Source organism: Flavobacterium sp. KACC 22758 (assembly GCF_028736135.1).
In the GTDB taxonomy this organism is placed as follows: Bacteria; Bacteroidota; Bacteroidia; order Flavobacteriales; family Flavobacteriaceae; genus Flavobacterium; species Flavobacterium johnsoniae.
In genome coordinates, this window is the sequence record NZ_CP117878.1 from 642,321 (window position 1) to 665,863 (window position 23,543).

General features: G+C 33.3%; 18 protein-coding genes and 1 pseudogene. 10 read left to right on the top strand and 9 right to left on the bottom strand.

What is annotated here, in order from left to right:
- Positions 1-137 precede the first annotated feature (137 nt).
- From PQ462_RS02790 to PQ462_RS02825, 8 genes and pseudogenes are all read left to right on the top strand, one after another.
- Positions 138-3,287 (top strand): SusC/RagA family TonB-linked outer membrane protein, encoded by a 3,150-nt coding sequence (locus PQ462_RS02790; protein ID WP_274252286.1) that lies wholly within the window; start codon positions 138-140, stop codon positions 3,285-3,287.
- A gap of 18 nt (positions 3,288-3,305) precedes the next feature.
- Positions 3,306-4,841, top strand: a complete 1,536-nt coding sequence (locus tag PQ462_RS02795; RefSeq protein WP_121362406.1) for a RagB/SusD family nutrient uptake outer membrane protein — start codon at positions 3,306-3,308, stop codon at positions 4,839-4,841.
- A gap of 221 nt (positions 4,842-5,062) precedes the next feature.
- A complete protein-coding gene (locus PQ462_RS02800) occupies positions 5,063-6,526 on the top strand; it encodes a glycoside hydrolase family 30 protein (protein ID WP_274252287.1) in 1,464 nt (487 codons plus the stop codon).
- 33 nt (positions 6,527-6,559) lie between these two features.
- The gene (locus PQ462_RS02805; protein ID WP_274252288.1) at positions 6,560-8,023 is read left to right on the top strand and encodes a glycoside hydrolase family 30 protein; all 1,464 of its coding nucleotides are present in this window, start codon (positions 6,560-6,562) and stop codon (positions 8,021-8,023) included.
- Positions 8,024-8,056: 33 nt separating this feature from the next.
- Positions 8,057-10,324 carry a glycoside hydrolase family 3 N-terminal domain-containing protein gene (locus PQ462_RS02810; RefSeq protein WP_274252289.1) on the top strand — a complete coding sequence of 756 codons (2,268 nt, stop codon included), beginning with the start codon at positions 8,057-8,059 and terminating at the stop codon, positions 10,322-10,324.
- Positions 10,325-10,500: 176 nt separating this feature from the next.
- A pseudogene (locus PQ462_RS02815) lies at positions 10,501-11,340 on the top strand (endonuclease/exonuclease/phosphatase family protein).
- 1 nt (position 11,341) lies between these two features.
- Complete coding sequence (locus PQ462_RS02820) at positions 11,342-12,766, top strand: glycoside hydrolase family 30 protein (RefSeq protein WP_274252290.1); 1,425 nt, start codon at positions 11,342-11,344, stop codon at positions 12,764-12,766.
- 11 nt (positions 12,767-12,777) lie between these two features.
- A complete protein-coding gene (locus PQ462_RS02825) occupies positions 12,778-15,009 on the top strand; it encodes a glycoside hydrolase family 3 N-terminal domain-containing protein (protein ID WP_274252291.1) in 2,232 nt (743 codons plus the stop codon).
- Between the two features lie 46 nt (positions 15,010-15,055).
- Here PQ462_RS02825 and PQ462_RS02830 read toward each other — a convergent pair whose 3' ends face one another.
- Positions 15,056-17,077: a hypothetical protein gene (locus PQ462_RS02830; protein ID WP_274252292.1), complete on the bottom strand. Its 2,022-nt coding sequence runs from the start codon at positions 17,075-17,077 to the stop codon at positions 15,056-15,058.
- Positions 17,078-17,241: 164 nt separating this feature from the next.
- Positions 17,242-17,496 (bottom strand): hypothetical protein, encoded by a 255-nt coding sequence (locus PQ462_RS02835; protein ID WP_073407951.1) that lies wholly within the window; start codon positions 17,494-17,496, stop codon positions 17,242-17,244.
- A 301-nt stretch (positions 17,497-17,797) separates the two neighbouring features.
- Between PQ462_RS02835 and PQ462_RS02840 the strand changes: the two genes are divergently transcribed.
- Positions 17,798-18,553: an NUDIX hydrolase gene (locus PQ462_RS02840; protein WP_274252293.1), complete on the top strand. Its 756-nt coding sequence runs from the start codon at positions 17,798-17,800 to the stop codon at positions 18,551-18,553.
- Between the two features lie 31 nt (positions 18,554-18,584).
- Entirely contained in the window at positions 18,585-18,905 is a 321-nt protein-coding gene (locus PQ462_RS02845) for an MmcQ/YjbR family DNA-binding protein (RefSeq protein ID WP_274252294.1), read from the top strand.
- Between the two features lie 5 nt (positions 18,906-18,910).
- Here the strand turns inward: PQ462_RS02845 and PQ462_RS02850 are convergent, their stop codons facing one another.
- From PQ462_RS02850 to PQ462_RS02880, 7 genes are all read right to left on the bottom strand, one after another.
- Positions 18,911-19,519: an alpha-ketoglutarate-dependent dioxygenase AlkB family protein gene (locus tag PQ462_RS02850; RefSeq protein ID WP_149205563.1), complete on the bottom strand. Its 609-nt coding sequence runs from the start codon at positions 19,517-19,519 to the stop codon at positions 18,911-18,913.
- Complete coding sequence (locus PQ462_RS02855) at positions 19,506-19,751, bottom strand: Ada metal-binding domain-containing protein (RefSeq protein WP_149205562.1); 246 nt, start codon at positions 19,749-19,751, stop codon at positions 19,506-19,508. The genes PQ462_RS02850 and PQ462_RS02855 overlap by 14 nt, the downstream gene beginning before the upstream one ends.
- A 96-nt stretch (positions 19,752-19,847) precedes the next feature.
- Complete coding sequence (locus PQ462_RS02860; protein ID WP_274252295.1) at positions 19,848-20,561, bottom strand: 2OG-Fe(II) oxygenase; 714 nt, start codon at positions 20,559-20,561, stop codon at positions 19,848-19,850.
- A gap of 155 nt (positions 20,562-20,716) precedes the next feature.
- On the bottom strand, positions 20,717-21,565 hold the full coding sequence (locus PQ462_RS02865; protein ID WP_274252296.1) for a bifunctional helix-turn-helix domain-containing protein/methylated-DNA--[protein]-cysteine S-methyltransferase: 849 nt from the start codon (positions 21,563-21,565) through the stop codon (positions 20,717-20,719).
- Between the two features lie 121 nt (positions 21,566-21,686).
- Positions 21,687-22,019, bottom strand: a complete 333-nt coding sequence (locus tag PQ462_RS02870) for a DMT family transporter (protein WP_012023652.1) — start codon at positions 22,017-22,019, stop codon at positions 21,687-21,689.
- Positions 22,020-22,066: 47 nt separating this feature from the next.
- Positions 22,067-23,146, bottom strand: a complete 1,080-nt coding sequence (locus PQ462_RS02875; protein WP_274252297.1) for a WG repeat-containing protein — start codon at positions 23,144-23,146, stop codon at positions 22,067-22,069.
- Between the two features lie 9 nt (positions 23,147-23,155).
- Complete coding sequence (locus tag PQ462_RS02880; RefSeq protein WP_012023654.1) at positions 23,156-23,440, bottom strand: hypothetical protein; 285 nt, start codon at positions 23,438-23,440, stop codon at positions 23,156-23,158.
- Between the last annotated feature and the right edge of the window lie 103 nt (positions 23,441-23,543).

Below are 23,543 nucleotides of genomic sequence, written 5' to 3' on the forward strand. Positions count from 1 at the left end.
AAAAAAATGATGTGTTTTTGTAATGTATAAAAATTTAGTTTGATGTGTTTTTGTAATGAAATTTAATTACCAATAGTAAAAATTTAACTTTATTATTGCATCAAATTACTAATTAATTAACCAAAATTTTTAGAAAAATGAAATTAACAAAATTACTTATCTTTTGTGTTTCATCTCTATTGTTCTCAGTTATCGCAATGGCACAGGATGTTACGGTAACCGGAACTATTAATGATGAAAGTGGAATGCCCGTCCCGGGAGCAACAGTTTTGATTAAAGGAACAAATAAAGCTACAGCTTCTGACTTTGATGGAAAATTTCAGATCAATGTTCCTTCTAATGGAACTTTAACAATTAGTTTTGTTGGATACGTTACTGTACAGGAAGCAGTAAATGGAAGAAACAAAATAAGTGTAAAACTTCAGCCGGAATCTCAAAACTTAAATGAAGTTGTTGTTGTAGGATACGGAGTTCAAAAGAAAAGCGTTGTTACAGGAGCAATTTCTAGTGTAAAAGGAAAGGATTTAGAAAATCTTCCAATTACCAGAATTGAGCAGTCTTTACAAGGTAGAGTTTCTGGGGTTTCTATTGCAGCAAATGCAGGTCAGCCGGGTTCTGCTTCTACAATTAGAATTCGTGGATTTACTACATTAAACAATAATGATCCTCTATGGGTTGTTGATGGTGTTGTGGTAGACAACGGTGGTATTGGTTATTTGAATCAATCAGATATTGAATCTATCGAGGTTTTAAAAGACGGTGCTTCTGGAGCTATTTATGGTTCTCGTGCGGCAGCAGGGGTTATCATTGTTACTACTAAAAAAGGTAAAGCAGGAAAAATTTCTGTAAACTATACTGGATTTGCAGGAACATCTCAGGCAGCAAAGAAAATCGATTTATTAGATGCTTCTCAATATGTAACAATCATGAACGAAGCGTATACTAATGGAGGTAAAGCACCATTGTTTCCAACTGTTAATGGAAGCGGACAGCCTATAAACTATGGAAAAGGTACAAATTGGCAGGATGCTATTTTTAACAATCATGCACAGCGTTATTCTCACGAATTAAGCTTCAGCGGAGGTAATGATGTTTCTACATTCTATATGTCTTTTGGTATTACAGATCAGGAAGGTATTGTTACTACAGATATTTCTAATTATACAAGAAAAAATATCCGATTAAACTCTAATCATAAAATTGGAAAATTCATTAAAGTTGGTCAGACTTTAGGATATTCTAATGAAAAAACGATTGGAATTGGTAATACAAACGACGAATTTGGAGGACCTTTAGCATCTGCAATCAACTTAGATCCGTTGACTCCTGTTATTGAAACTGATCCTTCTAAAACAGGTCCGGGTTCAATTTATGCTAATCCAAATACTTTAAAAGATGCAAATGGTCATTACTATGGTATTTCTACTATTGTAACACAGGAAAATACAAACCCATTAGCATACACGCAGACAAGATTAGGAAATAATGATTTTGCAGAAAATTTTGTTGGTAATGTTTTTATTGAAGCAGAGTTATTGCCAGGTTTAAAATTTAAATCTTCTGCAGGTGCAAAATTAGCTTATTATGGTTCTGACAACTTTACTCCAGTTTTCTACTTAAACGGAGCTACAAAAAGAGATAAAAATGAATTGTTCAGATCATACAAAAAATCATTCAGCTGGAACTGGGAAAACACTTTAAATTATACTAAGAAATTTGGTGACCACAATTTCAGTATCTTAATTGGTAAAGGTACTTATGTAGATGGTATTACATCAGGTAACGATGCTACTTACCAAGGAATTCCGGCAACTACTCATGACGAAGCTTCTTTCAATGTAGATATCCCATTGGCTGATAAATTTGTTAACGCTTATAATTCAACAGCAGTTGAGCACAGAGTAGAGTCTTTATTCTCAAGATTAAATTACGATTATAAAGAAAAATATATTTTTACAGGTATTATTCGTCGTGATGGTTCTACACGATTTGGACCAAACCACAAATATGGAACTTTCCCTTCAGTATCTCTTGGATGGGTACCATCAAAAGAAGGATTCTGGAAAGAAAATAACGTTGTAACTAGTTTAAAAATTAGAGGAGGTTATGGTGTAACAGGAAACGACTCTTCTCCTGATTTCTTATACCTTTCAACTATTGGTAACAAAAGAAATTATACTATTGGAGGAACACCAGTACCAGGACAAAGCCCTAACGCTATTCCAAACCCTGATTTGAAATGGGAAGAAACTAAACAAGCAAACATTGGTTTTGAAAGTACACTTTTCCACGACTTCAATTTAAGTGTTGACTTATTTAACAAAAAAACATCAGGTATCTTAATGAAAGTGCCAATTCCTGGATATGTTGGAGCAAGTGGTGATACTTATGCCAACTTAGCAGATATGGAAAATAGAGGTGTTGATATTGAATTAGGATATCGTAAAAAAATTGGCGCATTGAATCTTTCTGTAAACGGAAACTTCTCTTATATCAAAAATGAAATCACTTATATTGATAAAGGAGTGAATTTTATTGCAGGAGATGAAACAGTACAATCAACTTCTTATGAAATCAACAGAACTCAGGTTGGTCAGTCTTATAACTCATTTTACGGATTTAAAACAAACGGTATTTTCCAGACTCAGGCAGATATCGATAATTATAAAAATGCATCAGGTGTAGTAATTCAGCCAAATGCTAAACCGGGAGATTTCCGTTGGCAGGATTTAAACGGAGATGGTAAAATTGACGGTAACGATAGAGATTTCTTAGGAACTTCATTACCTAAATTTACTTACGGTTTAACTTTAAACTTAGACTATAAAGGATTTGATTTATTAGTTTTTGGTCAGGGAGCTGGCGGAAACATGATTTATCAGGGATTACGAAGATTAGATATTACAAATGCGAACTACCAGACAGAAGTTTTAGGTCGTTGGACAGGACCAGGATCAACAAATTCTTATCCTAGAGTTACTGTTGACGATACAAACAAAAACTTTAGTAATCCATCTGATTTTAATTTACAAAAAGGTGATTTCTTCAGATTCAAAACAATTCAGTTTGGATATTCATTCCCACAAGAATGGATAAACAGTATTTCATTAACAAAAGTAAGACTGTATTTAACTGGAGAAAACTTGTTTACGATTACAAAATACACTGGTTTTGATCCAGAAATTGGAGGACCTACTACAGCTGGAATGAACAATGTACAAGGTGTTGACAGAGGATACTATCCTCAGGCAAAATCGTACATGTTAGGAGTTAATTTGCAATTTTAATTAAAAAAATAAAATATTATGAAACTTATAAGTTTTAAACAATCATTTATCGCTTTTGGAGTGTTATTGGCACTTGCATCGTGCGATACAGATGAAAAGTTGGAAGTAAAAGGTGATGGGGTTGTACTCGAACAAGATTTTTACAGAAATGAAACAGAAGCTTATTCTGGTTTAGTAGCTGCATATGATAAATTAGGTAAATATGCTGGAGCTATGGAAAACGCACCTTTGTTATTCTTAAATTCTGCATCAGATGATTTTTATGCAGGAGGTGGAGGAGCAGGTGATCAGCCAGGACTTCAGGTAGCATCAAATTATTCTATTACTCCAACTAATATACCGCCAAATATTTGGGCAGATTATTATAAAGGGGTTGCAAGATGTAATATCATGGTGGTAAAATTGCCAGGTATTTCTATGGATGAAACTAAAAAAGCAAGATTCATGGCAGAAGTAAAAGCTTTACGTGCTTATTACTACTTAGACCTTGTAAGAATGTTTAAAAATGTTCCATTGATTTTGACGCCATTAACAAAAGAAGAAATTCCTTTGGTTATGCAGGCTGCACCAGCAGATGTTTATGCTCAAATTGAAAAAGATTTAATTGAAGCAATTCCAAACTTACCAATAACATTGCCAGCTAATGAATTAGGACGTTTGACAAAAGGAGCTGCAACAGCTCTTTTAGGAAAAGCTTATTTATATGACAATAAAAAACCTGAAGCAGCGGCACAGTTCGCTTTAGTAAATGGTACTCCAGGAGGAACTAGCAGCTACGGTTATAAATTGATGGATAATTTTGCTCAATTATGGGATAAATTACATGAGTTTAATAGTGAGTCAATTCTTGAAATCAGCTACTCTGATAAATCAAATGCTGATTGGGGTAACTTTGAAAGAGGTGATGATGAAGGTAACGTAGCAGCTCAGTTAATGGGTATTAGAGATTATTCAAGAAAAGCAGCAGGTGTTACTGCGGGATTACCAGATTACATCAATGGATGGGGATTCATGGTAGTTACAAAAGATTTACAAACTGCTATGCAGGGAGATCCTCGTTATGCTTCTACAATTTTTGATGCAGGAACTTACAGAGGTACTGGAAATGATGATCCAAACGGACTTTTAAAGTATACTGACAGTTATAACGAAACAGGATATCACTTTATAAAATATGCACCAGTTAATGAAGATATTAAAGCTGCAAACCCTTTCCTAAACTTTGGAATTAACACTTATGTTATTCGTTTAGCTGATACATATTTAATGGAAGCTGAAGCTTTAGGAGGAACAGGAGCAAGAGCACAAGCATTACTTGATGCTGTAAGAGCTAGAGTTGGACTTGGATCTGTACCAGTTTCTTTAAACGCAATTTATGCAGAAAGAAGATTAGAACTTGCAGGAGAAGGACACCGTTGGTTTGACTTAGTTAGAACAGGTCAGGCAGCAGCAAAACTTGCTTTTAAAGGATTTACTGCTAATAAAAACGAAGCATTCCCAATTCCTTATAGTGAGTTTAACAACACTAAAATGGTTCAAAACCAAAATTATTAAAAAATACATATGTTAATGTTTGAGCCGAATGATAGATTAATCGGAATAATCTACTCTTCAAACAAGTTCATTTATTAATATATTTTGAGTTAAGTTAAGTTTAAGTTTGGTTGTCAGAATAGCCCATATTCTTTATTGATTATGGGCTATTTTTTAAATCAGTCTGTGCTTAATTTCCAAGAAAAATAAATCAAAAGCCTATAGACTAACAAACATATACAATGAAAAAAATGAAATTTATTATCACAACTTGTTTATGTTTCTCTTTATCTGTTTTTTCACAAACTAACCCAAAAAAGCAGGTACAGAAATTTACAACAGCCAACAAAAAAATAACCGTTTATACTACTGCAGCAGATACGAATCTTAAACTAACTGCTACAGACAACTTAAGTTTTACAGCTTCGAAACAACCTGTTGAAACAGAAATATCAGTTTTTGTAGAACCTTCAAAAAAGTTTCAAACCTTTATGGGAATTGGCGGTGCTGTAACAGATGCCAGTGCTGAGATCTTTGCTAAATTATCAAAAGAAAAACAAACCGAATTTTTAAATGCTTATTACGATTCTCAAAAAGGAATTGGGTATTCATTGCTAAGAACAACGATTCAAAGCTCTGATTTTAGCAGTGGAAGCTATTCTTATATCGAAGAAGGAGATAAAGATTTAAAAACGTTTTCAATTGATCATGATAGAAAATACAGAATCCCATTAATTAAAGATGTTATAAAAACTGCAGGAGGGAAGTTATTGACTTACGCTACGCCCTGGTCACCAAATGCATTCATGAAAAGTAATAAAAACGTACTGAAAGGCGGAAAATTACTTTCAGAATATTTCCAGCCATGGGCAAATTTTTACGCAAAATTTATAAAAGCATATAATAAAGAAGGTATTCCAATCTGGGGGACATCGGTACAAAATGAACCAATGGCAACACAGACTTGGGAATCTTGTTTGTATACAGCAGAAGAAGAAAGAGATTATATAAAAAACTACTTAGGGCCAACACTTAAAAAAGAAGGACTTGGAGATGTAAAAATTATTGCATGGGATCATAACAGAGATTTAATGGTACAGAGAGCCAATGTTATTTTCTCAGATCCGGAAGCTTCAAAATATGTATGGGGATTAGGCTTTCATTGGTATGAAACCTGGACAGGAGCACAGCCAATGTTTGAAAACGTTGCCAGAGTGCACGAAGCTTATCCTGATAAAAAACTAATGTTTACCGAAGGATGTGTAGAAAGATTTGATGCGGCAAAATACCAATTTTGGCCAAATGCAGAACGATACGGAACTTCTATGATAAACGATTTTAATAATGGAACTGTTGCATGGACAGACTGGAATATCCTTTTAGATCAGTTTGGCGGGCCTAATCACGTTGGTAATTTCTGTTTTGCACCAATTCATGCGGATACTGTTACAGGAGAATTAATTTACACACCATCTTATTATTACATTGGACATTTTTCAAAATTCATTCGTCCAAATGCAGTTCGTGTAAGTTCTTCAGTAAGCAGAAGCTATTTATTGAGCACGTCATTTTTAAATACCGATGGCAAAATGGCAACTATCGTTATGAATCATACCGATAATGAAATTACATACAATTTTATTATTGCTGAGGAAAAAGCAATTGTAAAAATTCCTGCTCATGCAATCCAGACACTAGTATATTAATTTATCATAAAACAGTTTTTCTATTCATAAAACATGATATCAACAAAAAGTATAGTACTAACATCGATACTAATTTTACAGCTGAGTTGTTCTCCGTCAAAACATGCTGATTCTTCTAAGATTGATTTATCTGTTTCAGGTAAAAAGTTAGATGTGTATACAACTGCAGAGAACTCAAGTTTAAGATTGTCACTCTCAAATGATCTTATTTCAAAGGAATCTTCGGCAAATACAGCAGTTTCAATAGAAGTAGATCCGGCTAAAACCTTTCAGACTTTCTTAGGAATTGGAGGTGCTGTAACAGATGCAAGTGCCGAAGTTTTCGCAAAATTACCGGCAGATAAACAACAAGAGTTTCTAACGGCGTATTATGATAAGGATAAAGGAATTGGATATTCGCTTGCAAGAACAAATATTCATAGCTGTGATTTTAGCAGTGAAAGTTATACTTATATCAGTGAAGGAGACAGAGATTTAAAAACTTTTAATATAGATCACGATAGAAAATATAGAATACCATTACTTAAAAAAGCAATTGAAAATGCCGGCGGAAAATTAACTTTATTTGTTAGTCCCTGGAGTCCCCCAGCTTTCATGAAAGACAATAATGATATTTTACACGGCGGCGTTCTATTGCCTGAATTTGCACAATCATGGGCAAAGTATTATGCCAGATTTATAAAAGAATATGAAAAAGAAGGTATTCCAATTTGGGGATTAACTATCCAGAATGAGCCTATGGCAAAACAGCGATGGGAATCCTGTATCTACACTCCTGAAGCCGAAAGAGATTTTCTGAAAAATTTCTTAGGACCGACTCTTGAAAATGAAGGGCTTGGTTCGAAAAAGATAATAATCTGGGATCATAACCGTGGAGACATGTTAGAAAAAAGAGCACAGCTTGTTTTTTCTGATCCTGAAGTTTCAAAATATGCCTGGGGAATTGGTTTTCACTGGTATGAAACATGGAATGGAGGCACGCCAAAATTCGAATCAGTAGCTAAAGTTCACGACGCTTTTCCAAACAAAAATTTACTTTTTACAGAAGGATGTATTGAAAAATTTGATGCTTCAAAATATCAGTTTTGGGGTAATGCAGAACGTTATGGACTTAATATGATTAACGATTTCAATAACGGAACAGTAGGCTGGACAGACTGGAATATTCTTTTGGATCAAAACGGAGGGCCAAATCATGTAGGCAATTTTTGTTTTGCTCCAATTCATGCCGATACCAATTCAGGACAGCTTATTTATACACCAATGTATTATTATATAGGGCATTTTTCAAAATTCATTCGTCCTGATGCAAAAAGAATAAATGAAACGGTAAGTAACAAGTCACTTCTAAGTACTTCCTTTAAAAATACTGATGGAAAGATTGCTACAATAATCATGAATCAGGAAAACAAAAGTGTGGTTTACAACCTAACAATTAATTCTCAAAAATATACCATTACCATACCGGCACATGCAATGCAGACACTGGTATACTAAGACATTATTTGATATTAATATTAAAAGTATAAAATGAAAAACAGTATTTTTTATGCGCTTATGTTCCTTTTTTGCGGAGCAGTCTGGAGCCAGCAGGTTAAAAATAATAAAGCAGAAATTGATGCTAAAGTTTCTGAATTATTATCAAAAATGACGCTTGAAGAAAAAGTGGGACAAATGACCCAAATTACAGTAACAATTTTTGAAGATGCTAAAAAACCGGGATATTTTGATGCTGCAAAATTAAAGCAGGGAATTCAGGATTATCATATTGGTTCTATATTAAATGTACCCAATCCGGGAGCTCCAACTTTAAAAAGATGGCAGGAAACCATGCAGGCCATTACAAATGAAGCAAATAAAACAAGGTTGAAAATTCCGGTATTATATGGTATCGATGCTATTCACGGAGCAAGTTATACAGCCGGAGCAACATTATTTCCTCAGCAAATAGGTTTGGCAGCAACTTTTAATACCGATTTAGTAAAACGAGGAGCAGCTATTTCAGCTTATGAAACAAGAGCTTCTTCAATTCCGTGGGTTTTCTCGCCAGATTTAGATTTTCCAAGAAATCCAGCCTGGTCAAGAATGTGGGAATCATTTGGAGAAGATGCCTATTTATCATCAAAAATGGCAGTTGCTTTAGTTGATGGATTTGAAGGAAATAACAATGTAGGTTCTAAATACAGCGTAGCTTCCTGCATGAAACATTACATAGGCTACGGAAGCACTACGACAGGAAAAGACAGAACACCAAGCATTATTCCGGAAAGACTTTTAAGACAATATGACTTAACAATTTATCAGGCAGCAATTAATGCCGGTGCAAAAAGCGTAATGGTAAGTTCAGGAGAAATCAACGGAACTCCAGTACATGCAAGCAAACACTTAATTACAGATATCCTTAAAAAAGAATTAGGTTTCTCTGGCGTTGTAGTTACTGACTGGAAAGATATCATTTATCTGTACACAAGACACAAAGTTGCGGAATCGAAACGTGATGCTGTTCGAATTGCTGTTATGGCCGGAATCGATATGAGCATGGTTCCTGAAGAATTTTCTTTTTATACTGATTTATTAGATTTAGTAAAAAAAGGAGAAGTACCAGTTTCAAGAATCGATGATGCCGTTTCGAGAATCTTAAAAATGAAATTTGAGCTGAATTTATTTCAAAATACTGTAGCAGATTTAAAAGATTACCCAAAATTTGGATCAGCAGAGCATATCGAAGAAGCTTATAACACTGCAGCAGAATCGATTACTTTATTGAAAAACAATGCATCAGTTCTGCCATTAAGTAAAAATGAAAAAGTTTTGGTTACAGGTGCAACAGCTAATAGTATGAAATATCTTAACGGAGGCTGGTCATATACCTGGCAGGGCGAAAACTCAGATACTTATGCTGCTGATAAATTCACCATTTTAGAAGCTTTCCAAAATAAATTAGGCAAAGAAAATGTATTATATACAGCTGGTGCAGATCTTGAAAAAGAAGACGATGCAGAAATTCAGAAAGCAGTTGAATTAGCAAAAAACGCTTCTAAAATTGTTTTATGCTTAGGAGAAAAAAACTATACAGAAACTCCGGGCGATATCAGCGATCTTTATATGAGTGCTTCTCAAATAAAACTAGCTTTGGCTTTGGCAAAAGTAAATAAGCCGATTATTTTAGTTTTAAATGAAGGAAGACCAAGATTAATAAGCAATTTTGAAGATAAAATGAGTGCTGTTGTTCAATGTTATCTTCCGGGAAATGAAGGAGCAAGAGCCTTAGTTGATATTTTATACGGAGACGTAAATCCAAGTGGAAGACTGCCTTATAATTATCCTAGATATCCCAACTCTTTAGAAAAATACAATAGAAAATATACTGAAAGTATTTCTGAAGGAGAACAGAATAATGACGCCAAATATGAGAAAAGTTATTCTCCTCAATTTGAATTTGGAACCGGATTATCGTATACCACTTTTGTTTATTCAAATCTAAAAATTGATAAAACAGAAATCAATAATACAGATGAAGTAAATGTTTCGGTAGACGTTACAAATTCAGGAACAAGAGCAGGAAAAGAATCAGTTTTATTGTATTTGTCTGATAACGTTGCAAGTATTACACCTGAATTTAAATCTTTAAAAAGATTTGAAAAGATAAGTTTAAAACCAAATGAAACTCAAACAGTAAAATTCACTTTAAAACAAAAAGATCTTCAATTTGTAAACGAAGATTTAAAATGGATTTCTGAAAAAGGATCTTTTAGTGTTCAGATAGGAGATCAAAAAAAGGATTTTCTGTTGAAATAAATTACTAAACCTGTAAAGTCTTATGATTTTACAGGTTTAAACAAAATAGCAAAAATTACAGTTATGATATATTTGATACTAATGATAGTAACAACTTTAATTAACATAACTTTTAAATAAGTTTTTTTCTTTAAGGCTTCGGAAACATTAGCTTTACAGATTAAATTTTTTTAAAGATGAAAAAGATAAATTCAATTGTTTTTGTAGTAATGCTCCTCTTGGTAAGCAGTACATTTTATGGTCAGAATCTAAAAATCATGACCTACAATATTCGTTTAGATGTTGCATCAGATGGAGAAAATGCATGACCAAACCGAAAGGATTATTTTACTTCTCAAATACAATTTTATAGTCCGGATATTTTTGGGGTTCAGGAAGCAACACCGGGTCAGGTTGATTACATAGCTTCAGCTTTACCAAATTACAGCAAATTTGGAGTAGGGCGAGAAGAAGGAGGATTAGGAGAAGCTTGTACGATTTATTATAAAAAAGATCGTTTTAAAGTCTTAGATTCCAATACATTTTGGCTGTCAGAAACACCAAATGTAGTTTCAAGAGGCTGGGATGCTGCCTGTAATCGTGTTTGTACTTACGGACTTTTTAAAGATCTAAAAACAAAAAAAACATTTTACGTTTTTAATCTGCATTTGGATCACATGGGCGAACTGGCAAGAATAAAAGGTGTTCAGCTTGCTCTTTCAAAAATGAAAGAACTAAATACAAAAAATTACCCGGCTTTTTTAATGGGTGATTTTAACTCAGAGCCAGAAACAGCTCAAATTGCAGAAATTAAGAAAGTAATGGATGATACCAAAGATGTTTCAAAAGAAAAACCGTTTGGACCATCAGGAACATTCAATGATTTTAAACACAATGAGCCTGTTACATTATTGCTGGATTATATTTTTATTTCAAAAAACAGCGGACTAACAGTTCAAAAACATGCAGTGCTGAGTGATTCTAAAGATTTAAAATATCCATCGGATCATTTGCCTGTTTTTATAGAAATAGATTAAAATGATAAACATCAACAAAAAACTTCAAATCCTGCTTTTACTGCCGCTTATTGCTGTGCAGATAAAGTGCGGATCTTCAAAAAATGTTGTTTCCAATCCTGATAAAGCAGAATCCTGGATTACAACAACAGATGAAACTTCAAAACTGAAAAAACAAGAAGACTTAGTTTTTAATTCAGAAATTAATTCAAACCAAACTATTGAGATTGACCCTTCTCAAAAATTCCAAACCATAGAAGGTTTTGGTTTTTCGTTAACAGGAGGAAGCGCCCAGGCAATCATGAAATTGGATAAAACCAAAAAAGAAGCCCTGCTTCAGGAATTATTTTCAAGAAAAGGCGATGCAATTGGTTTGAGTTACCTTAGAATTAGTATTGGAGCATCTGATTTGAATGAGAAAGTTTTTTCATATGATGATATGCCGGAAGGACAAACAGATTTAAAATTAGAACATTTCAATTTAGGTCCGGATTTAAACGATGTGATTCCGGTTTTACAGGATATCTTAAAAATAAATCCTAAGATAAAAATAATGGGATCGCCTTGGTCGCCTCCGGTTTGGATGAAAGACAACGGAAGTTCTAAAGGAGGAAGTTTACAGCCCAAATACTATGAAGTATATGCTCAGTATTTTGTAAAATATATTCAGGCGATGAAATCACATGGAATTATTATTGATGCTATTACACCTCAAAATGAGCCATTACATCCCGGAAACAATCCAAGTTTATTAATGCTGGCAGAACAGCAGGCAGATTTTGTAGGAAATCATTTAGGACCGGCATTTAAAGCAGCAGGAATTAAAACCAAAATTATTGTTTACGACCATAATTGTAACAAACCCGAATATCCTTTGACTATTTTAAGAGACAGCAAAGCCAATCCTTTTGTGGCTGGTTCAGCTTTTCATTTATATGAAGGAGACATTAGTGCTTTATCAACCGTTCATAATGAATTTCCAGATAAAGATTTATATTTTACAGAACAATATACAGGATCAAAAAGCAGTTTTGAAAACGATCTGAAATGGAGCGTCAAAAATGTTGTAATTGGTTCAATGCGTAATTGGAGTAAAAATGCCCTTTCATGGGGATTAGCAAACGATGAGTATTACAAACCTTTTACACCGGGCGGATGCTCAACTTGTAAAGGGGCATTAATGATTGATCAAAATCAGAATATTAAAAGAGAAGTAGGATATTATATTATAGGTCATGCTTCTAAATTTGTTCCAGAAGGTTCAGTGAGAATAGGAAGTAATGTAAGCGGAAACCTTTATAATGTTGCTTTTAAAACACCACAGGGAAAAATTGTTTTGATCGTAGAAAATGATGGAGCTTCAGCAGAAACATTCAATATTAAATACAATCAAAAACAAATCGCAACCACATTAAACGCTGGTGCAGCAGCTACCTACGTTTGGTAAAAACTTAAACTATGAAAAAAGTAACCACAATTACTCTGTTTATGCTTTCGCTTTTTGCGTCGGCACAGCAGCAAACAATAGATCAAAAAGTAAATGATCTGTTGAAAAAAATGACTATTGAAGAAAAAATCGGCCAGCTAAATCAATATACTGGTGACAATCAGGCAACGGGGCCAATTACTATTAACCCAAACAAACAATCTGAAATCAAAGCCGGATTAATAGGCTCGATGCTGAACATCATCGGAACAAAATATACCAGACAATATCAGGAATTGGCAATGCAGTCAAGATTAAAAATTCCGTTGTTATTTGGTCAGGATGTTATTCACGGATACAAAACTACTTTTCCCCTTCCTTTAGCCGAAGCTGCCAGCTGGGATTTACAGGCAATTGAATTAGCGGCAAGAGTGGCTGCAACAGAAGCTTCTGCAAGCGGTATTCACTGGACATTTGCTCCAATGGTCGACATCAGCCGTGATCCAAGATGGGGTCGTGTAATGGAAGGCGCAGGAGAAGATACTTATTTAGGTTCTAAAATTGCCTACGCAAGAGTAAAAGGTTTCCAGGGAAATAAATTAGGAGATCTAAATTCTGTAATGGCATGCGTAAAACACTTCGCAGCCTATGGAGCTGGAGTTGGCGGAAGAGATTACAATTCTGTTGATATGAGCGAAAGAATGCTTTGGGAAACTTATTTACCGCCTTTTAAAGCAGCTTTAGATGCCGGTGCAGCAACATTCATGAATTCATTTAATGATATTAACGGAATTCCTGCAACTGGAAATGCACATTTACAACGTGATATTTTAAAAGGAAAATGGAACTTTCAGGGATTCGTAGTTTCTGACTGGGGTTCTATTGGCGAAATGGTAGCACACGGTTATTCAAAAAACCTAAAAGAAGCGGCATACTCAGCTATTACAGCCGGAAGCGATATGGATATGGAAAGTAATGCTTACCGTTATAATCTGGCACAATTAGTTAAAGAAGGAAGAGTTTCTGTTGATTTAATTGATGATGCTGTAAAACGTATTCTTCGCAAGAAATTTGAATTAGGCTTGTTCGATGATCCTTACAGATATTCTGATGAGAAGAGAGCAGAAAAAGCTTTAAACAATCCGGAACACAGAAAGGCAGCTCTTGATGTAGCTCAAAAAAGTATTGTATTATTAAAGAATGAAAACCAGACTTTACCAATATCTAAAAGTGTAAAAACGATTGCTTTCATTGGACCTATGGTAAAAGAATACAAAGAAAACATGGGATTCTGGTCTGTAGAACTTCCAGAAGTTGACTACAATAAATGGATTGTTTCTCAATGGGATGGTTTACAAAATAAAGTAGGCAAAAACACGAAGTTATTGTATGCAAAAGGATGTGAAATAGAAGGGACAAATAAAGATGGTTTTGCTGAAGCTGTTGAAACTGCAAAACAAGCCGATGTTGTAATTTTAAGTATTGGAGAAAGACGCGACATGAGCGGTGAAGCAAAAAGCCGAAGCGATATTCATTTACCAGGCGTTCAGGAAGATTTAGTAAAAGCAATTCAGGCAACAGGAAAACCAGTTGTAGTTTTAATTAATGCTGGAAGACCTCTTGTTTTTAACTGGACTGCAGATAATGTTCCGGCAGTAGTATACACTTGGTGGTTAGGAACCGAAGCAGGAAATGCAATTGCTAATGTTTTATTTGGAGATTATAATCCGTCAGGGAAATTACCAATGACTTTTCCTAGAGAAGTAGGACAAATTCCTATTTACTACAATCATTTTAGTACTGGAAGACCAGCTAAAACAGAAACCGAAACCAATTATGTTTCGGCGTATATCGATTTAAAAAACTCACCTAAATTTCCTTTCGGATACGGTTTGAGCTATACACAATTTAGTTATTCTGATTTAAAACTTTCTTCAACAAAAATAAAAAACAATGAAACTATTAAAGTTTCATTTAAACTTTCAAATGTTGGAAAAGTTGCAGGAGAAGAAGTAGCACAATTATATTTAAAAGACAAATTTGGATCAGTGGTGCGTCCGGTTTTAGAATTAAGAGATTTCGAAAAAGTGAAATTAAATGCGGGTGAATCTAAAACTATCGAATTTACAATCGACAAAGAAAAGCTTTCATTCTATAACGATAAACTAGAATGGACAACAGAACCTGGAGATTTTGAACTTATGATTGGTTCTTCATCTGCAGATATTAAATTAAGATCAGATTTTGAATTACTTGCAAAGTAATGAAATGAAAACGGGGCCTTTGAAAGCCCCGTTTTTTTATATGTTATTATTTTAAACGTTTCTTGAAGCTGTACTTCAGCATATTCAATAATCCTTGTTCAATAATATCAATTCCAATTCCAAAATTACTGTCGGCAACTGTATGGTGCGCATTTCTAAATTCTTCAAAATCTTTCTGCGGAATTTCAAGATTTACCAATGGTTTGTAATCAATATAAATCGATGCACCATTTTTTGTTACTTTTTTACGGCTGGTATAATCAAAATAAGGATTGTTAATAGTACTTTCCTGAATAGTATACTTTTCTTGAGTATCTATTTTTTGATCAGTCAATAAATTAACCTCATATTTTTCGTTATCAAAATTATGCCAGAAAGGAATATCGGTATGCATAAAATCGCGGGCGCCGTTTTTAACCATATTTCGGTCAAAATACATTAAAAAACGATTTTGCTGCTGATCTGTAAAATATGGATTTTCGATCTCGGCATTATATTGAATAGTAAACTCGTTCAGCTTTTTATCATCGCTTACAATTTCAATAACAGCATCTTTAAAAATAGTTCTAATATCAGTTCCGTTTCTGTCATTTGAATAATTCAAAGTATAAAATAAGAAATTATTCCAGCTGTCTACTATCTCTCTTTTATTGGTATTCTTAAAATATTTACGCATATAATTGGCACGATTTCCTTTGTAAGTCGTAACCAGTTTTAATTTTCCAATATTATTTTGAGCGCTGAAATCTACTTTTTCATTAATGCCATAATAAGAAAATTTGTGAGGTTCTCTAATTTGTAATCCCTGATTTTGTTTTACTTCCAGATAATGCAGGAAATAAATAAAACCGCGATTTTCAATTAACCCAAATTCGTCTCTTGATGTTGCATCAATAAAATACGTTTCGCCTTTGTAATTGATTTTTAAGATTACATGATTAAAAGTCAATAACGACGGCAGGTAATGTGTAATGTAATGATCAGTATTAAAGTTAACCAATACTACAGAAGAATCAACATTAATATAATCTAAAACCACCTTTAATAAAACCGACTTTGCTTTGCAGTCACCTTGTTTATTTTCATAAGTTATAGAGGGTTCCTGCGGCTTGTGGCCGTTCATTTCATCGGCATTAAAAATATAATAAACATGATTCTGCACGTAATCTATTGCAAACTGTAATTGTTCATCTTTATCTGTAATAGCATCTAATTTCTCGACAAGTTTTGGGGCAAATTCTTTTAAAGAAGCTTTACTGTAGATTTCTTCGTAAAGAGGTGCAATATAATTAGCAAGATCAACCCAGCTGCTATCTGTTGCAAAATCGATAAAAGGCGCAATTTCTCTGTTGGTATCAAAAAAGTTGATATAGTCCTGTTTTTCAATTACAAATCTTTCACCTTTTTTGAGATGTTTAATTTCAGGTTCTAAAACATTTCCTTCATCGTCTCTAAAAAATGCTTTTTTATAAGCAATAGGATCTTTACGATCGTTGATAAAAGTAAATTTATAATTTCCGTAAGCCCAGTAAGTACTTGGGGTAACGTAAACATATTTTAGAAATTCTTTTCGCATAAAATCACGATCTGTAAAAACTTTTACGCGTGAATCTTCTGTAATTAAAACATCATAAAGGCGTAAATCTTTAATCGTAATATTTACTTTTTTATTACTGCTTAAAATACCGCCTTCACTTTGATTTTCGCTGTCAAGAACTTTTATTTTAGTATCTGCAATTTTATCAATCAGGACACCTTCTCTTAAAACACTTATTCTATGAATAATATACGTTTCGTTTTCTTCTACTACAACATCTTTTACCGAAGCACTTTCAAGATTGGAAGGTTCATTAAGAGTATAAGCAACACAGGCATACTCACTGTTTTCGTTATCACTTGTATAATAAACTTTATCTAAAAGGTAGCAGAAATCTCTTCCTTCCTCAACTTGTTTGTTTGAGAAATCAGATTCTTTTATAGATTCAATCAGCTGATTGTCATCAATTTTTGGAGCCCAGTTTTCAGGTTTTTGAATTTTATAATTTTCTTGTTCTACTGTGTTTTCCATGCTTATAAATTTTACAATTTTTATCGGTGTATATTCTTACTGCGAAAAGCAAAAGTATATAATAATAGTACATTTTGTTGAGTTATTTTAGAAAACTTAAAAGAGATAAAAAAAGCCTCACTAAAAAGTGAGGCAGCGTATAAAAACTAAAATAATTAATACAATTATTTCAGGACAGTGTTAATGAAATCCATAGCGCCAATTCCTTTATAAGATTCGAGTAAAGCTTTATCAAGAGCTTCGCGCTTTGTTTTTTTATTTTTAACTTCTCGTTCAATAACCTGATTAAAAATTCTTTCTTGTTCTTCACTGTATTTTAATGAAGCTTCAAGAAGATAAGTCTTAGAAACAAATCCAAAAGAAGACCAGATTTTGGTTCTAATTTTCTCACTGATATTTTTTAACGGATTGATATTCATAATTCTGTAATTAACTTCATATAAATTCTTTTTATAACGAAAACCCTATTTTATAAGTTTTTTCTTGTTTAAAACAGAATTTTAACAATTTATACACGTAATGTGTTATTATGACGCAATGTACTTCTTTTTTCGATTAGTTTTGTAATTTTAACTAAAATTGTGATTCGCACACTTTTAAATTTATGTTAACTTAGTTTATTTTTATAAGACTTATTCTCTAAAAAAACGTTACACTTTTTTAAAATAAAGTAAATTGCATGCTTAATTAAATCTAAAGCGAGTTAATTAAAAAATAAAAATGTTGAAATCTATACTAGAAAATAATGAAAATTACCAGCCGGGACTTTCTATAGATTGTGTCATTTTTGGGTTTCATGATAATCAGTTAAAAGTATTACTTATTAATACGCCTCACAGTGAACGATGGTCCCTTCCGGGCGGATTTATTCCAATTGATCAGGATATTGATACTGCTGCAGTAACAGTTTTAAACGAACGAACCGGTGTAGAAGGTGTATTTTTGAGGCAATTTTCGACGTTTGGAAAAATTAAACGAAATGAAAATCATTTTGATAATGAGGCTTTAAAACATTTAGATATCAGTCCTGAATTGGGAAAATGGCTGACAAGACGTTTTGTTACAATTGGATATTATGCATTGGTAGATTTTTCAAAGATTTTTCCTAATCCAATAAACAGAAACGAAATTGTAGAATGGATTGACCACAAAGAAGTTCCGGAACTTATTTTAGATCATCGTGAAATTTTAGATAAAGCTCTCGATACTTTAAGAGTCGAATTGAATTTAATGCCAATTGGTTATAACTTATTGCCTGAAAAATTTACAATTCCGGAATTGCAGACATTATATGAAACAATTTTAGACAAAAAATTAGACCGCCGAAATTTTTTACGCAAAATCACCAATATTGGAATTCTTACCAAATTAGACGAAAAGAAAAGCAACGTCGCGCACAAAGCCCCAAACTTATATTCTTTTGATAAAGAAAAATACGATGAGGTTTTAAAAGATGGATTATATCAAGGCTGGTAAAAAGTAAGCGTTAATCTTTAAAAATGATAGTATGGTTTCAATTGACGAATTTCGAAAATCAGCAATGTCATTTCCAGACGCGACTGAAGAACCTCATTTTGAGAAAATCTCTTTTCGAATCAAAAAGAAGATTTTTGCCACTTTTGATGGAAAAAATAATCAGGCCGTTTTAAAATTAAACGAAATAGACCAGTCCGTTTTTTGTGCGTCAAGCGAAAATATTTTCTATGTAATTCCAAATAAATGGGGAAAACAAGGCTGGACCATTGTCGAACTTTCCAGAGTAAGGCCCGAAATGTTTGAAGATGCTTTAATTCGTTCGTATGAAAACGTTGCTGCAAAAAAGAAGTAGCATTTCTATCTTACAATAGTTCTAAAAGTTAAATTAACTCTGGGTTTTTGAGTGCTTTTTGTTGGAGGAAGCCGATGCAGCCAATGTGTCTGCGTTTCATCTTTCATAACCAATAAACTTCCGTGTTCCAGAATCATAGAAACGGTTTCTTTAGACTCCTTATGTTTAAAAGCAAATTTACGTTCGGCGCCAAAACTTACTGATCCAATTGCTCCGTTTTTCTTTAAATCTTTTTCAGCATCACTGTGCCATGCCATTCCTTCTTCGCCGGAATGATATAAATTAAGCAGACAAGAATTAAAAGTTTCTCCTGTTTTTTCTTCAATAAAACTTTTCAATTTTAGCAATTCAGGAGTCCACGGAAGCGCTTTTTTAGTAGTATTCGAATACGTATATTCAAATTCCTTATCGCCATACCAAGCCACTTTTCTTTTAGTCAAAATTAATTTTCCAAAAATAATGGCTTCATCATTTTTCCATTCGATTGTGTTTAAAAGAGTATCGCGATAAAAATCTGCTTCTGTTCTCGAAAACAATTTACCGTAATAATTCACAGTTCCGTCTTTTGGAAGCTGATTAGTGGTTTCGTCTATTTGAGGATTAAATAAGTCCATTTTTCCATTTTAGATAATCAATTTTCATACAATGACCGCAAGGTCTGAAACCATTTTGTTTTGCATTTTCTTCAGAAGAAAAGAAAACCCGGTTCTCCCGTTTCATTCTCTTTCCGGAAGCACATTTTAAAGTTCCGTAGATTTTTAGCTTTTGGTTACCGCCAAAGCAAATTTCGCCTTTTTTAATTTTACTTCGAAGTTCTAAATCTGAAATTTTATTGTGTTGAAACATATTGTTGTGTTTTGTTTTCGCCACGAATTCACTAATTTTTTTAAAATCTATCCGGATAGAATTAATTTAATTCGTGAATTCGTGGCGAAAAAATATTTACGAAAGCGCGTCATGAAAAATAATTCCCAATGTAAAACGTTCACCAGAATGAATTTCACTTACTCCATGTTTCATATTAACACGATAATATCCTTTCGTACCTTTTACGGGTCTAAAGTTTGTCGTAAAAACCAGAATATCACCTTTTTTGGGTTTCAAAACAATAGCTTTGGACTGTGCTCTTGGAGTTTGCTGTGTCAATACAAATTCGCCTCCAGTAAAATCCTCGTCAGGTTCATTTAAGAAAAGCACAATTTGAATGGGGAAATAAACATCTCCGTATAAATCCTGATGCAGCGTGTTGAATCCGCCTTTGCCATATTTTAAAATTAAAACGGTAGCTTTCAGCTGATTATTATCATGACATTGCTGCAGCAATTCTGAATGAGTTTGAGGAAAAACAGTATTAATATTTAAAGCTTTCATCCACGCATTGGCAATTGGAGCTAGTTTAGGATAAATTGAAGAACGAAGATTCTGGATTAAATCCGGCAGCGGATAATTAAAATATTTGTATTCGCCCAAACCAAATCTATAGCGTTCCATAACAACAGTTTTTCGATATAAACAAGGATTCGCATACTCAGCTTTTAAAGCTTCACATTCGTCATTATTAAGAATGTCAGGAAGAACTGCAAAACCATTTTCATGCATTGTTTCTGTTATGTTTTCCCAATTTTGAGAAGCAATTTTAGATTGTATATTTTGCATAAGAGTTTTAGTTTGAGATTTTTTTCCGCCGCGAATTACTCGAATTACACAAATTTTTCTGTTTTTTGATAAAAATTAATTCGTGCACATTCGTGTAACTCGTGGCAAAAAATAATACGTTAGAAAAGTAGTTTTTACAAAATACTGGTCTCAAATTATAATTGAGAATTTACCTGCGCACCTTCCCAGCCAATAATTGCTGTTTTTCGGGTATTTCCCCACATATAACCGCCAAATGTTCCTGAAGACTGAATTACACGATGACACGGAATCAGGAACGCAACAGGATTACTGCCAATTGCAGTTCCAACGGCGCGTGATGCATTTGGTTTTTGAATTTGATGTGCAATAGAACCGTAAGTAGAAAGTTGTCCCATTGGGATTTTTAATAAAGTTTCCCAAACTTTCAATTGAAAGTCGGTTCCTTTTAAATGTAGTTTTATTTCAGATAATCTGCTCCAGTCGTTTTGGAAGATAAATAAAGCATTTTGCTGTGATAGATCTAATTTTTTTGAGAATTGAGCATTTGGAAATTTATTTTTCAAAGCAATAAATCCGGTTATTTCATCTTCGGCGAAGGCCATAAAACAAACACCTTTTGAAGTAGAAGCCACAATAATATTTCCAAACGGACTTTCTGCAAAACTGTAATTTATTTCAAGATTTTTTCCGCCGTTTTTATATTCGGCCGGAGTCATTCCTTCGATATTTATAAATAAATCGTGAAGTCGGCTTGTGCCGGAAAGTCCCGTCTCGAAAGCAGTTTCAGAAATGGTTGCCTGATTTTCTTTTAATAATTTCTTTGCGTGTTCCAGACTTGTATATTGTAAAAACTTCTTCGGACTTGTTCCTGCCCAATCGCTGAAAAGTCTTTGAAAATGAAACGGACTCAAATGCACTTTCCCAGCCACTTCATCAAGATTTGGCTGCTCTTTAAAATTGGCTTTGATATAATCGATTGCTTCAGCAATGCGATTATAATTTATGGTTTCCTGTGTGTTCATCTTTATTCAATTTTATAAGACAAAGATCGATTGGTTTTTGCTGGAATAAAATCTGAAACTTGCGGAGTTTTTTATGTTTTAAGTTGTGTTCGAACGTGATACATAAACTTGAAACAAAAAACTAATGCGCTGTGGTTTTAGAAAAAACATTAATTACAACTACGCCAAGGATAATTAAACTCAATCCAATTATGGCAGGTAAATCTGGTATTTCTTTAAAGAATATAGCTCCAATTGCTGTAATTAATACAATCCCGACTCCGGACCAGATTGCGTAAGCAAAACCAACAGGAATGGTTCTAATGGCAAAACTTAAAAAATAAAATGCACCGCAATATCCAATTACGGTAATGATACTTGGAATTAATTTGGTAAATTCTTCGGACTTTTTTAATGCAGAAGTTGCAATGATTTCGAAGATTATAGCGATGAATAAAAACAAAAAATTCTTCATGGTTTACTTTTTTACAAAGTTAAACTTTGTACGAAACCGAAATGAAATTATTTAAGGTTATCTTTTTTAGAAGAAACGCTTATTAATTTATATCCATTTTCTGTTCGTAGAAACTGAATGTGATCCTGTCCAAGATCATTCTTGTTTTTTGGGTTGATAATGATACTTTTTACGGGATAAATCCATTCTTTAGATTCATTGCAATTATTGAAATACATTTCATATTCGCTGGATTCAAAAATAAACTGATTTAGTCCGTCTGTAGTAACAAAATAATCCGTTTTTGGATTTTTAAGTTCCTGAAGTTTTGATTTTAAAAAAGTATAATTTTGATAGATAAATTTAGTTTTAGGGGAGTTTATCCAGCCGTCTGGTTCTTTCCAATATATAATTTTGTCAAAAGAATGTTTTTCCAGATTAGCTTTAGATAAATCGGAAAGGATTGTGTTTTGCAGCCAATATTTAAATTCTTTGTCGAAATTTATAAAAGAATAATATTGACCGTCGATTCCAAGAAAATTTTCTCTAACGGGATCTTTACTAGGCTCTTTTGATTTTTCTAATGAATAAAAATTAAGATCGTCGTTGTAAGCAAAATTTTCAATCAGGACTTTGTTATTGATGTCAATTAAGAACTCTTTTCCTCCCGTCCAGTAAAAGTGCTCTCCATCTTGTTTTTTTTCGGCATCTTTTAAAACGATGATCATTCCGTTTCTGACTTTGGTTAAATTGCTGTAAACAGCAGGAATAATGATTTTTCCTTCACTGTTAAAAATTCCCATTTTATCAGTCTTATGATCTGTAAATCTTATGAAGCCTTCATTTTCACAGTCGGGACCATTATCAAAAACATATAAACTATCTAGACCAACTGTTTTTCCTGTTTTGGTTAAATAATAGCTTTTCCATTTTTGATCTTTTTCTTCAGTTACGGCTATAATGTTTTCGAATTTACGTGCGATTGTAAAACCTGAAAATTTAGGTTCTATTTTAATTACTCCGTTTTTGTCTTTAAATCCAATTAAGGTGGTGTCTTTGTTTGGAAATGAATTCCAGACATCATTATTTTGTGCAAATGCAGATAAATTTAGAAATAGAAAAGTATAGAGAAGAAAAATCTTTTTCATGGCGAATATTTAAGTTGTAACAGTTTCTAATTGCATTTTTTTAGCTTCATCAAAGCAGTCGGCGCATAACATTTTAAAATCGGCCTGAGTTTCAAAAGCGTCATTCCATTCCTCACCATTATCCAAAAGCCATTGTTCGCATGCATTGCACCATGCAATCTGCGGAAGATCTTCTTCGGCTTCGGAATAGAAAAAACCTGATTTTTCTTTTGAGTCTATTGCCATTGCAATGTGAATGCAGGTAAAAGACATTTCTTTAGAACCGTGTACTTCACATAGAACATTTTCAATCATTTTTTATATTTTAAAAACCAAATTTAAAGTTATCTGGTAAAAACGTTGTAAATGTCTTGTTAAATTAATTCGTTTTTTTGATAACTAGAAACTGAAATAAAAA